Origin of the sequence: Streptomyces chumphonensis (assembly GCF_014779715.1) — a bacterium.
GTDB classification, from domain to species: Bacteria; Actinomycetota; Actinomycetes; order Streptomycetales; family Streptomycetaceae; genus Streptomyces; species Streptomyces chumphonensis.
The window spans coordinates 34,091-50,504 of sequence record NZ_JACXYU010000003.1; the positions used below are offsets into that span (position 1 = coordinate 34,091).

Genomic DNA, 16,414 nt, shown 5'->3' on the forward strand with positions numbered 1-16,414 from the left:
CCACCCCGGCACCATCCGTGCCGGACGGACGCGCACGCACGACGCAGCACCACCGGCGGACGGCCGTCCGGCCCGAAGGCGCACCAGGCGCCCCGGGGCCGGTCCGGCACGGGGGCCCCGGGGCGTTCGAGAGGGATGAGATTTGTCCATTCGTCGCGGTAAGGCAGCACGTGCGGGCGCGGTCTCGCTGACCGTCCTGGCCCCCCTGGCGCTGCTCACCTTGACGGCCGGCCCCGCCACGGCGGCGGACGGTGGCACCTGGGACCGCCTCGCGCAGTGTGAAAGCGGTGGTGACTGGCAGATCAACACGGGCAACGGGTACTACGGCGGACTGCAGTTCTCCGCCTCCACCTGGGCCGCCTACGGTGGCACGGCCTACGCGGCCACCGCCGACCGGGCCGGCCGCGCCCAGCAGATCGAGATCGCCGAGAAGGTCCAGGCCGCACAGGGCTGGGGGGCGTGGCCCGCCTGCTCCGCGAAGCTCGGCCTCCACGGCAGCCCGCAGCAGTCGGAACCCGCCACGCGGCCGGCCCCGTCGGCCCCCGGGCCGGAGTCGGCGCAGGAGCCGGCTCCGCAGCGGCCCGCCGCGCCGTCGGCCGACGACGCGCCCGCCCAGGAGCGTCAGGACCCGCAGCGCGCGGACCGCGGTCACCCGCGGGCCAACTACACGGTGAAGTCCGGCGACACGCTCAGCCGGATCGCCGACGCGCACGGCGTGGACTGGCGCGAGATCCACGAGACCAACGCCGACGTCATCGGCGACGACCCGGACCTGATCCTTCCGGGACAGCGGCTGAAGGTCTGACGCCGCAGGCCCCGCCGCCCGCCCCGCCCGGCACCCCCGGCGCGGGGCGGGCGCACGCGCGCCTTTCACCCGCCCCACGCGGGCAGTCGGCACGCTCCGGAGCGCCGGACGCCGGGGGCGCGGCCAAGAAATCACGTCACGGAACCAACCTGGCGGGCCGCATCCCGGTCTTACAGGACGTAAGGCGGGGGGCCGCCAGCCGGCGGTGGCCCCCCGCGCCCACGCACCGAACCCGGGGACCCATGCACCGAACCACCCTCCCGCCGGGCGGGCACGGCGCCGACGGCGTCTGGCCGACGGGAGAGCGCAGCACATGATGACGGCGGCGGAGTTCTCGCCCGAGCAGGTCCGGGCCCGGGCCCACTGCACGGCCGACGCGGCCGGGGGGCTGACGTTCGACGTGGTCCGGCCCGGCCGCGACGAGGAGCGCTGGGGCGCCGGGCTGCTGCTGTGCCGACGCACGCCCGGCTTCGGGGGCGCGGCCGAGGAGGTCCGCCTGCCGCTCGTCCCCACCGCCGCCGGCGTGCTGCGGGCGGCACTGCCGAGCACCATGACCCTGACCGAGGGCGTGTGGAACGCCTACTTCACCGCCGGCGACGGCGGGCGCGTCCGCCTCCTCCCGGGCACCCACGACCTGCGCTCCCTGGTGGACCGGGTGCCCCGGTCCGGGCGGACCTGGCTGGGCGTGCGCATCCCCTACACCACGCAGCGGGGCAACCTCGCGCTCCGCGCCTGGCAGCGCTGGCCGCACGTCGAGGTGGCCGACCCGCTCGTCGCGGACGGCGCCCTGGCCCTGCGCGGACGCCTCTACGGCGCGGAGCTGGGCGAGCGGGCCCGCCTGGAGGTCGTGCCCCGGGGGCGCCGCCGCGCCCTGGCCACCGCCGGGGCACGGGCCGACGGGGTCGGCTTCCTCGCCGTGCTGCCGCTCGCCGGGCTGCGTCCGCCACCGGGGGACGGGTACGAGCTGTGGCTGCGCCCCGCGCCCGACGCCCTGCGGATCCGTGTCGCCCGCATCCTGGACGACGTCGCCGACAAGCAGCACCGGATGCGTCATCCTGCCGTCTCCCTGGCCGACGGGCGGCACCGGGCGCGCCTCGGCTACACGGGCGCGAACGACCTGCTGCTGCGCGTCGAGGAGGAGCGGCCCGCCCGCTGAGTGGCCCGCCGCTCGAGGACGGAAGCCGTCCGCGAGCGGTGGCAGACTGCCGTCCATGATCGAGACCTCGGCACGTCTGCTGCGTCTGCTCTCGCTGCTCCAGGCCCAGCGGGAGTGGTCGGGCACGGATCTCGCCGAGCGGTTGGGCGTCAGCGCGCGGACGGTGCGGCGCGACGTGGACCGGCTGCGCGGCCTGGACTACCCCGTGCACTCCACGACCGGGACCGCCGGGGGCTACCGCCTCGGGGCGGGGGCCCGGCTGCCCCCGCTGCTGCTGGACGACGAGGAGGCCGTGGCCGTGGCCGTCGGCCTGCGGAACGCCGTGGGGGCCGGGGTCCAGGGCATCGAGGAGTCCTCCGCCCGTGCCCTGGCCAAGCTGGAGCAGGTCCTGCCGCACCGGCTGCGCCGCCGGGTCGGGGCCCTGACGGCCTACACCGTGCCCCTGCACCACGGTGGGCGGTCGGGGGCGGAGAACGTGGACGGCGAGACGCTGAGCGAACTGGCCCAGGCCTGCCGCGACCTGCTGCGCACCCGGTTCGACTACCGCGGCCACGACGGCACCCGCACGCGCCGCGTCGTCGAACCGCTCCGGCTGGTGAGCAGCTTCCGGCGCTGGTACCTGGTGGCGTGGGACGTCGACCGGGAGGACTGGCGGACGTTCCGCGTCGACCGGATGCGGCTCACGCCACCGCACGGGCCGCGTTGCGCGCCGCGCACGCCCCCCGCCGAGAACCTGGCGGCCTACGTCGCGGAGGGGCTCTCCACCCGTGCCTACCCCGCGCAGGCCACCGTGCTCCTCCACCTGCCCGTCGAGCAGGCCGCGCAGCGGATCACCCAGGCCTCCGGCACGTTGGAGGCGGTGGACGGCGACCGCTGCCTGCTGCGCGCCGGGGCGCCCTCCCCGGACGTTCTGGCGGTGCACCTGCTCATGCTGGGCGTCGACTTCGAGGTGCGGGAACCGGCGGAGCTGACCGGTCACATCATCGCCCTTCGGGACCGGTTGCAGCGTGCGGTGAAAGAGTCCGAAGCTGACGGGAATTCCTCGTAGGAGAAGACCGGTGGTGACGCTTGTCGCGCGATTCGCACACGAATAGCGTGGCGCGGCCGCGAGAAATTCGAACGGCCGGAATTTCCGCGGAAGCGGGTGGACGCTCCGCCGCCGAACGGGGGAACGACTGTGACCGGAGCGTGACACCACCCGGACGCGGCCGCGACGTCCGGGTGCCCCTCGGAGGTCCTGCGGCGTACGGTGGCCGGCATGGCTGAGATACCGATCGACAGCGCAGAGCCGGACGACGACCCGGAGAGCTACGCCGGGATGCCGGTCCGGGCGGCCGAGGAGCTGGCCCGGTCCCGTGGCTGGAGCACGGTGCGCGTGCTGCCCCCCGACGCCGTGATCACCATGGAGTACCTGGCCGGGCGGCTGAACTTCGCAGCCGAGGACGACACGGTCCTGCGGAGCTGGAAGGGCTGAGGGGGCCGCGCGGGCGTCCCGGGCCCGCCGGACGCCGGCCGCTCCCGGTCCCTCGGCCTCCGGCGACCCGCCGTCAGCCGCGAGGCCCGAGCGGTGCCGCGCGGTTCGCGGGCCGTTCAGCGGTCGGCCTGCGTCCCCCGACGGGGGCCACGGGGGCCCGCTCAGGCCGTACCGCGTGCGGACGGCCCGGCGGGCCGCCGTGCGCGGCGTACGCGGTGCGCACGTGTCGGGCCGGCGGTCCCTGCGACGTCCCGGCGCTCCGACGACTCGCCGCGCTCGCCGCGCGCCGCCCGGCGGCGGCCGAGGGGAACGCCGTTCCGGCCGCGGGCACCACCCCCGCGACGACCAGCCGCCCGGCCGCCCGCAGCCGTCTCCAGTAGGCCAGCGCATGCTCCTCGACGCGGGCCGCCAGCGGCTCGCACCACGGCAGGGCCAGCAGGATCAGCAGCCCCGCCGCCCAGCCGAGCAGGACGTCGCTGACCCAGTGCGTACCGAGGTAGACGGTCGTGGCGCCGACGCCGAGCGCGAAGACGGCGGCGACGACGGACAACCGCCGCCTGGCGACCTCGGTGCTGGCCAGGTAGGCGAGGATTCCCCAGGTCACGACGGCGTTGGCGGTGTGGCCGGAGGGAAATATATCGCCGGTCAGCCACATCTCGTTGGAGCCGATCGACGTCGCGTAGTGCGGGCCCTCCCGGGCCATGCCGAGCTTCGCCGCCCCCACGGTGACGTTCAGCAGCAGCAGCGCGGCCCCCAGCATGAGCAGGGGGCGCAGGGTGCGCTGCCGCCACGAACGCCAGCCGAGCCACGCGGCCACGAGCACCGCGGTGGGCCCGCGCTGCCCCAGCACGACGAAGTAGTCCAGGAAGGGGTGCAGCTCCGGCCACTGCTTGTACGGCCGGAACAGCATCAGCTGCCAGTCCAGCCGCACCAGGTAGGTCGTCTGGACGACGGCCGCCACGACGGCCGCGTAGAACGCCAGCGTCACGGCGAAGAGCGACTTGCGGGTGACGCTCATCCCCGGGGCCGGGTCGGGCGGCCGCGTGGGCTCCTGTTCCAGGCGGGCGAAGATTCGGTCGGTACGCACTCGGTCGACATTACAGCGGGTGACCTGCGGGCACGTCACGGTACCGGGGTTCGTAATGCCGATGTGATGTGGATTCCGTCTCCGTAGGGGCGGGCCTCGGCGGATTCTGTGGAGATTCCGCGACCGGCTTTTCCGCTCCGGTGAATTCCCGTCGAGTGACGTGCGGAATGCGCCGGACTTCCCCGCTGCGCCACCGTCCCGGCACCCGAGCGGGCCCCGCGCCCGGCCGCCCGCCTCCGGGCCCGTGCGGGCGGGGGCGGGTCCGGGCGGCCGTCGGGAGGCGACCGGCGGCGGGCGTGAACCGCGACACATGAGCGATCGGCGGACTCGCGTACGCTACGGTCACCGCTCCCGCGCCGTCCGGTCCGGGCACCGTCCCGCGCCGGCGGACCCGCCGTGGTCCCACCGGCGCCGGGACGCGCACGGCGGGGAGCACGAGGAGGTGGGAGATGCCCGGGACGAGTCCGGCCCGTTCCGGAGCCGACGTCCCCGCGCGGCGGACCCCGTCACGGTCGGCCGCCGCACCCGGCGGAGGGGCCGGCCGCTGGACCGTCCTGGTGGTGCTCTGCGCCAGTCTCCTGCTCATCGCGATCGACGCCACCGTCCTGCACGTCGCCGTGCCGGCGGTCAGCGCGGACCTGCGGCCCGGGCCGGTGGAGCTGCTGTGGATCGTCGACGCCTACCCGCTCGTCTGCGCGTCCCTCCTGATCCTGTTCGGCACGCTCGGCGACCGGGTCGGCCGCCGCCGGGTGCTGCTGATCGGGTACGCGGTCTTCGGGCTGGCCTCCGTCCTCGCCGTCCTCGCCTACAGCCCCGGTGTGCTCATCGCCGCCCGCGCGCTGCTCGGCGTCGGCGGCGCCATGATCATGCCCGCCACCCTGTCCCTGCTGCGCCACGTCTTCCCCGACCGGCGGGAGCGGGCGCTGGCCATCGGTGTGTGGAGTGCGACGGCCGCCGTCGGCGCGGCGGCCGGGCCCCTGGTGGGCGGGCTGCTGCTGGAACACTTCTGGTGGGGCTCGGTCTTCCTGCTGAACGTCCCGCTGATGGTGCTGGCCCTGCCGGTGGGCCGGTGGCTCGTGCCGGAGTCCACCGGCGACGGCACCGGGCCCTGGGACGTCCTCGGCGCGCTGCTGGCCGCCGGCGGACTCGCGTCGGCGATCCTGGGCGTCAAGCAGATCGGCGACGGACGGGCGACGCACCCGGCGACGGCCGCCCTGCTGGTGGCCGGGGCCGTGCTGCTGGGCTGGTTCGTCCGGCGCCAGCGCCGCCGGGAGCGTCCGCTCGTGGACTTCGCGGCCTTCGCGCGACCGGCCTTCGGCACCGCCGTGAGCTGCATCGTCCTCACCGTGCTGGCCCTCGTCGGCCTCGCCCTGATGGCCGCTCAGTACCTGCAACTGGTGCTCGGCCTCTCGCCGCTGGAGACGGGACTGCGACTGCTGCCGCTCTCCGTCGCGGCCGTGGCCGCCGGGCTCGCCGGCCCCCGGACGCTGCGGGCGCTGGGGCCGCGCGCGATGGTGGCCGGTGGCTTCCTGCTCACGGCTGTCGCCGTCCTCGGCCTCACCTCGCTCGGGGAGCGTGACGACCCGGCCGTCTGCGTGGGGGCCTTCCTGCTGCTCGGCTACGGGCTGGAGACCGTGCTGTTCGGCGCCTACGAGTCCATGCTCAGTGACGCCCCGGCCGAACAGGCGGGCGGCGCGGCGGCCATCGGGGAGACCGCGTACCAACTCGGTGCCGGGCTGGGGATCGCGCTGCTGGGCAGCGTCATGAACCGCGCCTACGGAGCGGCGGTGGAGGCGACCCCGGGCGTTCCGGCCGACGCGGCCCGGGCCGCCGGGCACTCGCTGGGCGAGGCGCTGGAGGTGGCCGACCGGCTGGGCGGGGCCGCGGGGGAGTCGCTGCGCCACTCGGCGCGGCTGGCCTTCGTGCACGGCCTGCAGGTGACGCTGCTCGTGAGCGTCGCGCTGCTCCTGGCGGGGGCGCTGGCGGCGCTGCGGCTGCCCCGCGCCCTGCCGCGAACGGACGACCGGACCGGCAAGGTCCCCGCCCAGTCCGGCCGACCCGCCCGGTCCGCCACCGGCGGGGATGTCTTGCCCCAGCGTGTTACCCATCGGTAACGTTTGACGCCGTCGACACCACCGCGACCCGGAGGCCCCTATGTCCAGCCGTTCCCTGCCGCCGTTCGACCCGGCCGACCCCCTGGGCCTGGACGACCTGCTCAGCACGGAGGAGCTCGCGGTGCGCGACACCGTCCGCGCGTGGGCCGCCGACCGGGTGCTCCCCCACGTCGCCGAGTGGTACGAGCGGGGCGAGCTGCCCGGCATCCGGGACCTGGCCCGCGAACTCGGCCGCGTCGGCGCGCTCGGCATGTCCCTGGAGGGCTACGGCTGCGCCGGTGCCTCGGCCGTCCAGTACGGTCTCGCCTGCCTGGAGCTGGAGGCGGCCGACTCCGGCATCCGGTCCCTGGTGTCCGTCCAGGGCTCGCTCGCGATGTACGCCATCCACCGCTTCGGGACCGAGGAGCAGAAGCAGCGGTGGCTGCCGGGCATGGCGGCCGGGGAGACGATCGGCTGCTTCGGTCTGACCGAACCGGACGTCGGCTCCGACCCGGCCGCGATGCGGACACGCGCCCGCCGCGCCGGTGCCGACTGGGTGCTGAACGGGCGCAAGATGTGGATCACCAACGGCTCCGTCGCCGGAGTGGCCGTCGTGTGGGCCGGCACCGAGGACGGCATCCGCGGCTTCGTCGTCCCGACCGACGCCCCGGGCTTCAGCGCACCGGAGATCACGCACAAGTGGTCGCTGCGCGCCTCGGTCACCAGTGAGCTCGTCCTGGACGACGTCCGGCTCCCGGCCGACGCGGTGCTGCCCGGCGCCACCGGTCTGCGCGGGCCGCTCAGCTGCCTGAGCCACGCCCGCTACGGCATCGTGTGGGGGTCCATGGGAGCCGCCCGCAGCAGTTTCCACGCGGCGCTGGACTACGCGGGCAGCCGCGAGCAGTTCGGCCGTCCGATCGCGGGCTTCCAGCTCACCCAGGCCAAACTGGCCGACATGGCCCTCGAACTGCACAAGGGCGTCCTGCTCGCGCACCACCTCGGCCGCCGCATGGACGCCGGGACACTGCGTCCGGAACAGATCAGCTTCGGCAAGCTGAACAACGTGCGCGAGGCGATCGAGATCTGCCGCACCTCCCGGACGATCCTCGGTGCCAACGGCATCTCCCTGGAGTACCCGGTGATGCGGCACGCCACCAACCTGGAGTCCGTGCTCACCTACGAGGGCACCGTGGAGATGCACCAACTCGTGCTGGGCAAGGCGCTGACGGGCGTCGACGCGTTCCGCTGAGCGCACGACGTGCCGGGGGTGCCGGGGCGCCGCCACCCCGGCACGCCGTCAGCTCTGGTTGAAGAATCCGCCCTCACCGGGGCGGCGGCTCTGACCGCTGAGGACCTGGTAGGCGTTCGGGGTCAGCAGGAACACGCGGTTCGCGACCCGCTCGATGGAACCACGCAGGCCGAAGGTCAGCCCCGCGGCGAAGTCGATGACGCGCTTGGCGTCTGCGGACTCCATGGCCGTCAGGTTCACGATGACCGGCACGCCGTCCCGGAACAGCTCGCCGATGTGGCGTGCGTCCCGGAAGCCGTCGGGCGTGATCGTCGCGATGCGGGTGCCCGCGTCCTGCGCGGTCTCGGCCGTGGCCCTGATACGCGGGTCGGTGACCCACGCCTCGCGCGCGGCGTCGCCACTCTCGGGGCCCTCGGCCGCTTCGTCGGTGTAGTCGTCGTAGTACCGCATCTCGCTGTCGTCGACGAGGCCCAGCCAGGCACTCGCCTTGCGCACCGATCCCATGGACGCCTCCTCTCGCATGCGGTCGTACCGTCCGCACGCCTATCGTCGTCCATGATGCGGATGGTGCGCCAAGCGGATATACGTCGCGAGCATGTTTCGTGACAGTTCTGCTGCACACATCATGCCCCGTGGAGCAGGGATTGTGCGGTATACGGGTGGTGAAAGACAGAAAGATCACCAAGGACGGCCGGGTGGGTGAGCCCCGCCTCCGCCCGGGTGAGGACGTCCGCCGCAGTGTTGTGACGTGGCGTCACGGGGGCGTGGGGAAACGCGGAACGACGTGTTCGGCTTCATCGGGCCGTGTCGGCACCGGTCTCGTCGTCTCCGTGTTGACGGAGGCTCAGGTACCGCGCGGGGGCGTCCTGGCGCGGCACCTCCGTCCGCACGGTCACCGGGCCGACCGAGACCGCGTCCGCCGCGACCTGCGAGGTGGCTCCGGGGCGGAGGCCCGGGCGAGGGGGCGACGGGCGGCTGCGGCTGCGGCTGCGACTGCTGAGCACCGCGCGCTGCGTCACCGCCGGGCGGCCCGGTATGTGGCAAGTTGAACGCATGAACGCCGAAATGCCCGCACAGCCGCACCGCCCCGAACCAGACACCGCGAACGTCGCGAATCCCCTGGCGCCCGGTTCCTCCGCGGTGCAGCAGTGGCAGGAGTGGCACCGACAGCGCCTGGAGACCGTCGTCGCCCCGTACGGCCCGCTCTCGGTGACGGGGACGTACTGGCTGGCCGACGCGGACGACGAGGGCTGGATCGAGGGCCTGCCCGGCCGGTGGCACCAGACGCCCGGTGGCGAGGGCGTCGTCCTGCACGCCGACGTCCTGGACGAGCTCACGGTGGGCGGCGAGCCGCTCATGGGGGACCGCACGCTGGGTGCCTCCGCCGGAAGCCCGGAACCGACCCGGGTCACCTGGGGTGACCGCCGCCTGGAGCTGCTGCGGCGCGAGGGCCGGTGGGCGGTGCGGGTGCACGATCCGGCCGCGTCCGCCCGGCGGGCGTTCGCCGGGATCAGGACGGCGCCCTACGACGCCCGCTGGGCGCTGCCCGGCACGTTCCACCCCTACGAGGGCGCCCGCCGCGTGCCGGTGCGGAACGCCGACGGGCGCGAGCGCGGGCTGGACCTCGGCGGCGAGGTCCGCTTCACCGCTCCGGGGGGCGGTGCCCACACGCTGCGGGTCTCCGTGGTGGGCAGCGGGGCCCTGTGGGCCGTCTTCGCGGACGGCACCAGCGGCCGGGGCAGCTACCGCTTCCGCTTCCTGCGCACCGGTGCCCCGGCCCCCGACCACTCCGTCACGGTCGACTTCAACCGGACGACGCTGCCCCCGTGCGCGTTCACCGAGCACTTCCTGTGCCCGTTCCCCCCGCCCGGCAACACCCTCGACCTGGACGTGCCCGCAGGGGAGCGCGATCTCGTGACCTGAAGCCTCTCGCCCCTCGATCCGGGGCGCACTACGGTGGGATATGAGGCTTTTGACCGCTTGTGCGGACCGCTGACGCGGACCGGTGACGGCAGGGGGCAGTGATGGTCTTCGAACTGCTGGCCGTGGGGCTCGCGGGCGGAGCGGCCTACTTCCTGGCCGCGGCCCGGGTCGTCAGGCAGTACGAACGCGGGCTGGTGTTCCGGCTCGGCCGGCTGAGGTCCGAGGTGCGCGAGCCCGGCCTCCAGCTCATCGTCCCGCTGCTGGAGCGGATGCAGAAGGTGAACCTGCAGATCATCACGCTGCCGGTGCCGGCCCAGGAGGGGATCACGCGTGACAACGTCACGGTGCGGGTGGACGCCGTCGTCTACTTCAAGGTCGTGGACCCGGCCGACGCCATCATCCGCGTCGAGGACTACCGCTTCGCCGTCTCGCAGATGGCCCAGACCTCCCTGCGCTCCATCATCGGAAAGAGCGACCTGGACGACCTGCTCTCCAACCGGGAGAAGCTCAACCAGGGGCTCGCCATCATGATCGACAGTCCGGCCGTGGAGTGGGGCGTCAACGTCGACCGGGTGGAGATCAAGGACGTCTCCCTGCCCGAGGCGATGAAGCGCTCCATGGCCCGCCAGGCGGAGGCGGCCCGCGACCGGCGGGCCCGCGTCATCAACGCGGACGCGGAGCTGCAGGCGTCCCGGAAGCTGGCCGAGGCGGCCCGGCAGATGTCGCACACGCCCTCCGCGCTCCAGTTGCGGCTGCTCCAGACCATCGTCGCCGTGGCGGCGGAGAAGAACTCCACCCTCGTCCTGCCGTTCCCGGTGGAGCTGCTGCGCTTCCTGGAGCGCGCCGGTCACGACGCGCCCCCGGCACCGCGGACCGGCCCGGCCGCCCCGGTGCCGGAGTCCGAGGCGGGACCGGAGCCGGAGGCGTCCCCGGCGGTCGAGGCGGTGCCGGGCCCGGACCCCGAGGTGGAGCCGGGGCCTGCGGTACCGCCCGCGCTCACCGACCCCGAGCGACCCGGCTGAGCCGGTCCGGGGCGGCGGCAGCACGACGCCCCGGCACCGTACGCGTCGGTACGGTGCCGGGGCGTCGCCCGGCGCGTCGGCGTCAGCTCTGCCGGGACGCGGTTCAGCCCAGCTCGGCGGCGACCAGCTCGGCGATCTGGACGGCGTTGAGCGCGGCGCCCTTGCGGAGGTTGTCGTTGGACAGGAACAGCGACAGCCCGTGCTCGACGGTCTCGTCCCGGCGGATGCGGCCCACGAAGCTCGGGTCCTGACCGGCGGCCTGGAGCGGGGTGGGGATGTCGGAGAGGGCCACGCCCGGTGCCCCCGCCAGCACCTCGCGGGCGCGCTCGGGGGTGATCGGCCGCTCGAAGCGGGCGTTGACCTGGAGCGAGTGGCCGGTGAAGACGGGGACGCGGACACAGGTGCCCGAGACCCTCAGCTCCGGGACGCCGAGGATCTTGCGGCTCTCGTTGCGGAGCTTCTGCTCCTCGTCGGTCTCCTCCAGGCCGTCGTCCACGAGGGAGCCCGCCAGCGGCAGCACGTTGAACGCGATCGGACGCTTGAACTTGTCCGGTGCCGGGAAGTCCACGGCCGACCCGTCGAAGGTCAGCTGCGTCGCGTCGGCCTCGACGGCCTTGCGGACCTGTCCGTCCAGCTCCGCCACCCCGGCCAGTCCACTGCCGGACACGGCCTGGTAGGTGGCGACGACGAGCGCGGTCAGCCCGGCCTCGTCGTGCAGCGGACGCAGCACCGGCATGGCCGCCATGGTCGTGCAGTTCGGGTTGGCGATGATCCCCTTCGGGCGGTCGAGCGCCGCCTGCGGGTTCACCTCGGAGACCACCAGCGGGACCTGCGGGTCCAGCCGCCAGGCGGAGGAGTTGTCGATGACGACGGGCCCGGCCGCCGCGACCTTGGGGGCCAGCTCCCGGGAGGTGGCACCGCCCGCCGAGAACAGCACGATGTCCAGGCCGGAGTAGTCGGCGCTCGCCGCGTCCTCGACCGTGACCTCGCCGTCCTTCCAGGGCAGGGTCCGGCCCGCCGAGCGGGCGGAGGCGAACAGCCGCAGCTCCGCCACCGGGAAGTCCCGCTCCGCCAGAATGTCGCGCATCACACTGCCGACCTGGCCTGTGGCTCCGACGATGCCGATCCTCATGGGGCTCCTTCGTTCCGAATCTCGTGTCCCGACGCTGGCCCCTACCCTGCCCGGGGCGCCTTACGGCCTGCCAGTCGTTTGACGTCCGTCACATCGGGTGAACGGTCTGCGTGCCGCGTTGCGGGCGCACACCACCTCCCATCGTAGACAGCGCGCCGCGCGGCCCGGCCGTGCCGCGTGCCCCCGCGCACCGGTGTCCTCCCGTCCCCTCCCGCCTAAGCTCGACACCAGGCGGTCGTGTGCGGCCGCGTGCGGTCGTCCGCGGCCGTCCGCGGCCGCACATCGCCCCGGACGTGACCCGCCCGCCCCACCGAGGAGGACGAGAACGATGACCGAGCGCAAGCCCCCGGGGGTCTCCTTCGAGTCCTGGGTCGACCGACAGGTCCGCGAGGCCGCCGAGCGGGGGGCGTTCGACGACCTCCCCGGCGCGGGCAGGCCCCTCGGCGGCGTCGACCAGCCCTACGACGAGAACTGGTGGATCAAGCGCAAGCTGCACGAGGAGGGGGTGTCCGTCCTGCCGCCGACGTTGGCGTTGCGCAAGGAGGCCGAGGACGCCTTGGCCGCTGCCCGCGCGGCTCGTACGGAGGCGGAGGCGCGCCGCATCCTGACGGAGGTCAACGCGGCGATCGACGCCGCGTTGCGCCGCCCGCCCGCCGGGCCCCCGCTGAACCTCGTGCCCTTCGACGTGGAGCGGGTCCTCGCCGAGCGACGGGCCGCCGCGGCCGGGGACTGACACCCGCCCCGGTGCTCCGTGCCGTGCCCCCGGTCGGCGTCGCCGTGCCGGGGTGCCTCCGCCGGCCCGTCGATTCGAACGAGTATTCGAGCAGGGTTTAAGGTGGGAGAAGGAGGCCGGCGAGAGTCGTAGGCAGGGGGTGGCTGGTGTGGCGAGGAGACGCGGATGTCTGGGTTTACGCATCTGCACGCCGTGTCCGGCTTCTCCGTCCGGTACGGCGCCTCCCACCCCGAGCGGCTGGCCGAGCGGGCCGCCGAGCGGGGCATGGACGCCCTCGCGCTGACCGACCGGGACACCCTGGCCGGTGCCGTGCGGTTCGCCGGAGCCTGTGAGAAGGCCGGCGTCCGCGCCGTGTACGGGGTCGAGCTCGCCGTCGCCGAACACCCCGGGGCCGGGGACCCGGGGGCGGCCCCCGGAGCACCGCGCCGGCGGACTCCCGCGCGCGGCGGAGCCTTCGTGGACGAGCCGGCCCAGCGCGTGGTGTTCCTGGCCCGGGACGGCGCGGCCGGCTGGGCCGAGCTGTGCCGGCTGGTGAGCGCCGCCCACCGGGGCACCACCGCCGGGGCCCACGCCGGCGCGGGGCGGCGTCCGGTGCTGGAGTGGGCCGACGTCCCGGCCTCGGGGGTGACGGTCCTGCTGGGCCCCGGTTCGGACGTCGGGCGCGCGCTGGCCGCCGGGCGGCCCGACCGCGCGGCCCGGCTGCTCGTGCCGTGGCGCGAGGTCTTCGGGGACGCCCTGCGTCTGGAGGTGGTCGGCTCCGCGCCGCGCCGGGAGGCCGCCCGCATGCTGGGGCTGGCCGCCGAGCAGGGCGTCGCCCCGGTGCTCACGAACGCCGTCCGGTACGCCGACCCCGGCCTCGGCCCCGTCGCCGACGTGCTGGACGCCGCCCGCACCCTCGTCCCCGTCGACCCCGCTCGCGGCCTGGACGGCGGCGAGCGCTGGCTCAAGGGGCCACGCGAGATGGCCCGGGTGGCGGAGGAGATCGCCGAGGCCGCCGGGTTCCGCCGGGACCTGGCGTACCGGCTGCTGGCCCGCACCGAGGAGAGCGCCGCGCGGTGCCGCGTCGACTCCGGGGACGACCTGGGCGTCGGCAGCGCCCACTTCCCCGAGCCGTACCTGGTGGGCGCCGGGGCCCGGACCGCCGACCGGGTGCTGCGCTCGCGCTGCACCGCGCAGATGGCGGTCCGCCGCTACGACCGGGACCGCCACCGCTGGGACCGGCTGGAGCAGGAGCTGCGGATCATCGGGAACCACGGCTTCGCCACCTACTTCCTCACCGTCGCGCAGGTCGTCGACGACGTGCGGGCCCTGGGCATCCGGGTGGCGGCCCGGGGGTCGGGCGCCGGGTCGCTCGTCAACCACCTGCTCGGGATCAGCGCCGCCGACCCGGTGGAGCACGGCCTGCTGATGGAGCGGTTCCTCTCCGAGCACCGCGGAGCGCTGCCGGACATCGACGTCGACGTGGAGTCGGCGCGTCGCCTGGAGGTCTACCGGGCGATCTTCGAACGGTTCGGCGAGGAGCGGGTGGCGACCGTCGCCATGCCCGAGACCTACCGCGTCCGGCACGCCGTGCGGGACGTGGGCGCGGCCCTCGGCCTGGACCCGGCCGAGATCGACCGGCTCGCCAAGGCGTTCCCGCACATCCGGGCCCGGGACGCCCGCAGCGCCCTGGCGGAGCTGCCGGAGCTGCGCGGGGTGGATGTCGACCGGTACGGACCGAAGCTGTGGGACCTGGTGGAGTCGCTGGACGGCCTGGTGCGCGGCACGGCCATGCACCCGTGCGGTGTGCTGCTCTCCGACGCCCGCCTGCGCGCCCGCACCCCCGTGGTCCCCACCGGTGGCGAGGGTTTCGCGATGGCCCAGTTCGACAAGGACGACGTCGAGAAGCTCGGCCTGCTCAAGCTGGACGTGCTCGGGGTGCGGATGCAGTCCACGCTGGCGTACGCCGCCGCCGAGGTCGAGCGTGCCACCGGCCGCCGCGTCGACCTGGACGCCCTCGACGTCGCCGGGCCCGGCGACGAGCGGACGTACCGGCTGATCCGGTCCGCCGAGACGCTGGGCTGCTTCCAGATCGAGTCGCCGGGCCAGCGCGACCTGCTCGGCCGCCTCCAGCCGTCCACCTTCCACGACCTGGTGGTCGACATCAGCCTCTTCCGGCCGGGGCCCGTCGCCGCCGACATGGTGCGGCCCTTCATCGAGGCACGGCACGGCCGGACGGCCCCGACGTACCCGCACGAGGACCTGAAGGACGCCCTCGCCGAGACCTGCGGTGTGGTCGTCTTCCACGAGCAGGTCATCCGGATCGTGGACACGATGACGGGCTGCGGCAAGTCCTTCGCCGACGAGACCCGGCGGGCGCTGGCCGACCCCGGGCTCCAACCGCGCATCCGCGCCTGGTTCGAACGGGAGTCGGCCCGGCGCGGCTACGCCCCGGAGGTCGTCGCGCGGACCTGGGGCATCGTCGAGGCGTTCGGCGCGTACGGGTTCTGCAAGGCGCACGCCGTCGCGTTCGCCGTCCCCACCTACCAGTCGGCCTGGCTGAAGGCGCATCACCCGGCGGCGTTCTACGCGGGCGTGCTCACCCACGACCCGGGCATGTACCCCAAGCGGCTGCTGCTCGCGGACGCCCGGCGGCACGGGGTGCCCGTGCTCCCGCTGGACGTGAACCGGTCCGACGTCGGCTATCGAATCGAACTGGAGTCCGAATCCCCTTCGGGGGAACGGCGTTGGGGCGTGCGGCTGGCGCTCGGCGAGGTGCGCGGCATCAGCGAGGCGGACGCCGCCCGCATCGCCGCCGGGCAGCCCTACCGCTCCCTGCACGACCTGCTCGAACGCGCCCGGCCGCCCCGGCCCGTCGCCGAGAACCTGGTCAAGGTCGGCGCCCTCGACGCCTTCGGGGACAACCGCCGCGACCTGCTCCTCCACCTCGCCGAACTCCACCGCGGCGGGCGGCGGGGGAGCGGTGCCGGGCAACTGCCCCTGACCGGGGAGGTCCACGCCACCGCCCCTCCTCCCGCGGGGCTGCCCGACCTCGACCACGACGAACGGCTCGGCGCCGAGCTCGGCGTGCTCGGCATGGACGCCTCCCGCCACCTCATGACCGACCACCACGCCTTCCTCGGTGAACTCGGCGTCCGCCCCGCCCGCCGGCTCGCCACCGCCCGGCACGGCGAGACGGTCCTGGTGGCCGGGGCCAAGGTCGCCACCCAGACGCCACCGATCCGCTCGGGCAAGCGCGTCGTCTTCGTCACCCTCGACGACGGCACCGGCCTGACCGACCTGGCCTTCTTCGAGGACAGCCACGCCGCGTGCGCCCACACCGTCTTCCACTCCTGGCTGCTGCTGGTCCGCGGTGTGGTGCAGCGGCGCGGCCCGCGCAGCTTCAGCGTCGTCGGCGCCGCCGCCTGGGACCTGGCCGAGCTGGTCGAACTGCGCCGCGCCGGGGGCCTGGACGCCGTCGCCGCCCGGCTGGCCGAACCGCCCCCGGGGGCCGGGGAGGAACCGGGGGACGGCGCGCCGGACCGCCGCATCCGCATGGCGACCGGCTACGCGATGCACCCCTGGGCCGACCTGCGGCCGGCCGGTGAGCCGCCCAAGAAGGCCGGACCCAAGAGCGTCGGCCCCGGGAGCGTCGACCCCGGGGGCGCGGAGGGTCCCGGGGGCGCGGAGAGTCCCGCGAGCGCCGGGCGGGGCGGCCGCAAGCTGTGGCACTCCAGCCCCGGAAGCGCGGGGTGATCGGC

Annotated in this window: 13 protein-coding genes; 10 read left to right on the forward strand and 3 right to left on the reverse strand. The window is 74.8% G+C overall.

The window, feature by feature from the left end:
- Window positions 1-142: 142 nt before the first annotated feature.
- From IF129_RS07850 to IF129_RS07865, 4 genes are all read left to right on the forward strand, one after another.
- Window positions 143-805: a transglycosylase family protein gene (locus IF129_RS07850; protein ID WP_191208791.1), complete on the forward strand. Its 663-nt coding sequence runs from the start codon at window positions 143-145 to the stop codon at window positions 803-805.
- Between the two features lie 313 nt (window positions 806-1,118).
- Window positions 1,119-1,961 carry a hypothetical protein gene (locus tag IF129_RS07855; protein WP_191208792.1) on the forward strand — a complete coding sequence of 281 codons (843 nt, stop codon included), beginning with the start codon at window positions 1,119-1,121 and terminating at the stop codon, window positions 1,959-1,961.
- 55 nt (window positions 1,962-2,016) lie between these two features.
- Window positions 2,017-3,009, forward strand: coding sequence for a helix-turn-helix transcriptional regulator (locus IF129_RS07860; protein WP_191208793.1), 993 nt, complete (start codon window positions 2,017-2,019; stop codon window positions 3,007-3,009).
- A gap of 210 nt (window positions 3,010-3,219) precedes the next feature.
- A complete protein-coding gene (locus tag IF129_RS07865) occupies window positions 3,220-3,435 on the forward strand; it encodes an I78 family peptidase inhibitor (RefSeq protein ID WP_191208794.1) in 216 nt (71 codons plus the stop codon).
- Between the two features lie 73 nt (window positions 3,436-3,508).
- On the opposite strand, the gene IF129_RS07870 is transcribed toward IF129_RS07865, so the two are convergent.
- Window positions 3,509-4,522 (reverse strand): phosphatase PAP2 family protein, encoded by a 1,014-nt coding sequence (locus IF129_RS07870; protein WP_318153623.1) that lies wholly within the window; start codon window positions 4,520-4,522, stop codon window positions 3,509-3,511.
- Window positions 4,523-4,971: 449 nt separating this feature from the next.
- Here IF129_RS07870 and IF129_RS07875 point away from each other — a divergent pair, with 449 nt between their 5' ends.
- Both IF129_RS07875 and IF129_RS07880 read left to right on the forward strand, forming a co-directional pair.
- On the forward strand, window positions 4,972-6,636 hold the full coding sequence (locus IF129_RS07875; RefSeq protein ID WP_191208796.1) for an MFS transporter: 1,665 nt from the start codon (window positions 4,972-4,974) through the stop codon (window positions 6,634-6,636).
- 40 nt (window positions 6,637-6,676) lie between these two features.
- Complete coding sequence (locus IF129_RS07880) at window positions 6,677-7,864, forward strand: acyl-CoA dehydrogenase family protein (RefSeq protein WP_191208797.1); 1,188 nt, start codon at window positions 6,677-6,679, stop codon at window positions 7,862-7,864.
- Between the two features lie 48 nt (window positions 7,865-7,912).
- Here the strand turns inward: IF129_RS07880 and IF129_RS07885 are convergent, their stop codons facing one another.
- Window positions 7,913-8,368: a cell division protein SepF gene (locus IF129_RS07885; RefSeq protein WP_191208798.1), complete on the reverse strand. Its 456-nt coding sequence runs from the start codon at window positions 8,366-8,368 to the stop codon at window positions 7,913-7,915.
- Window positions 8,369-8,917: 549 nt separating this feature from the next.
- Here IF129_RS07885 and IF129_RS07890 point away from each other — a divergent pair.
- Together IF129_RS07890 and IF129_RS07895 are read left to right on the forward strand one after the other, a co-directional pair.
- Entirely contained in the window at window positions 8,918-9,787 is an 870-nt protein-coding gene (locus tag IF129_RS07890; RefSeq protein WP_224754608.1) for a DUF1684 domain-containing protein, read from the forward strand.
- Between the two features lie 101 nt (window positions 9,788-9,888).
- A complete protein-coding gene (locus IF129_RS07895; protein WP_191208799.1) occupies window positions 9,889-10,809 on the forward strand; it encodes an SPFH domain-containing protein in 921 nt (306 codons plus the stop codon).
- A 103-nt stretch (window positions 10,810-10,912) separates the two neighbouring features.
- Here the strand turns inward: IF129_RS07895 and IF129_RS07900 are convergent, their stop codons facing one another.
- On the reverse strand, window positions 10,913-11,941 hold the full coding sequence (locus IF129_RS07900) for an aspartate-semialdehyde dehydrogenase (RefSeq protein WP_191208800.1): 1,029 nt from the start codon (window positions 11,939-11,941) through the stop codon (window positions 10,913-10,915).
- 328 nt (window positions 11,942-12,269) lie between these two features.
- Between IF129_RS07900 and IF129_RS07905 the strand changes: the two genes are divergently transcribed.
- Together IF129_RS07905 and IF129_RS07910 are read left to right on the forward strand one after the other, a co-directional pair.
- Window positions 12,270-12,674 carry a DnaJ family domain-containing protein gene (locus tag IF129_RS07905; protein WP_191208801.1) on the forward strand — a complete coding sequence of 135 codons (405 nt, stop codon included), beginning with the start codon at window positions 12,270-12,272 and terminating at the stop codon, window positions 12,672-12,674.
- A 165-nt stretch (window positions 12,675-12,839) separates the two neighbouring features.
- The gene (locus IF129_RS07910; protein ID WP_191208802.1) at window positions 12,840-16,409 is read left to right on the forward strand and encodes a DNA polymerase III subunit alpha; all 3,570 of its coding nucleotides are present in this window, start codon (window positions 12,840-12,842) and stop codon (window positions 16,407-16,409) included.
- Window positions 16,410-16,414 lie beyond the last annotated feature (5 nt).

What these genes read in the sequence shown, in the direction of transcription:
- IF129_RS07875 (WP_191208796.1), top strand. Translation starts at nt 4,972, where the DNA reads ATGCCCGGGACGAGTCCGGCCCGTTCCGGAGCCGACGTCCCCGCGCGG.
- IF129_RS07880 (WP_191208797.1), top strand. Translation starts at nt 6,677, where the DNA reads ATGTCCAGCCGTTCCCTGCCGCCGTTCGACCCGGCCGACCCCCTGGGC.
- IF129_RS07890 (WP_224754608.1), top strand. Translation starts at nt 8,918, where the DNA reads ATGAACGCCGAAATGCCCGCACAGCCGCACCGCCCCGAACCAGACACC.
- IF129_RS07900 (WP_191208800.1), bottom strand. Translation starts at nt 11,941, where the DNA reads ATGAGGATCGGCATCGTCGGAGCCACAGGCCAGGTCGGCAGTGTGATG.
- IF129_RS07865 (WP_191208794.1), top strand. Translation starts at nt 3,220, where the DNA reads ATGGCTGAGATACCGATCGACAGCGCAGAGCCGGACGACGACCCGGAG.
- IF129_RS07860 (WP_191208793.1), top strand. Translation starts at nt 2,017, where the DNA reads ATGATCGAGACCTCGGCACGTCTGCTGCGTCTGCTCTCGCTGCTCCAG.
- IF129_RS07910 (WP_191208802.1), top strand. Translation starts at nt 12,840, where the DNA reads ATGTCTGGGTTTACGCATCTGCACGCCGTGTCCGGCTTCTCCGTCCGG.
- IF129_RS07905 (WP_191208801.1), top strand. Translation starts at nt 12,270, where the DNA reads ATGACCGAGCGCAAGCCCCCGGGGGTCTCCTTCGAGTCCTGGGTCGAC.
- IF129_RS07855 (WP_191208792.1), top strand. Translation starts at nt 1,119, where the DNA reads ATGATGACGGCGGCGGAGTTCTCGCCCGAGCAGGTCCGGGCCCGGGCC.
- IF129_RS07895 (WP_191208799.1), top strand. Translation starts at nt 9,889, where the DNA reads ATGGTCTTCGAACTGCTGGCCGTGGGGCTCGCGGGCGGAGCGGCCTAC.
- IF129_RS07885 (WP_191208798.1), bottom strand. Translation starts at nt 8,368, where the DNA reads ATGGGATCGGTGCGCAAGGCGAGTGCCTGGCTGGGCCTCGTCGACGAC.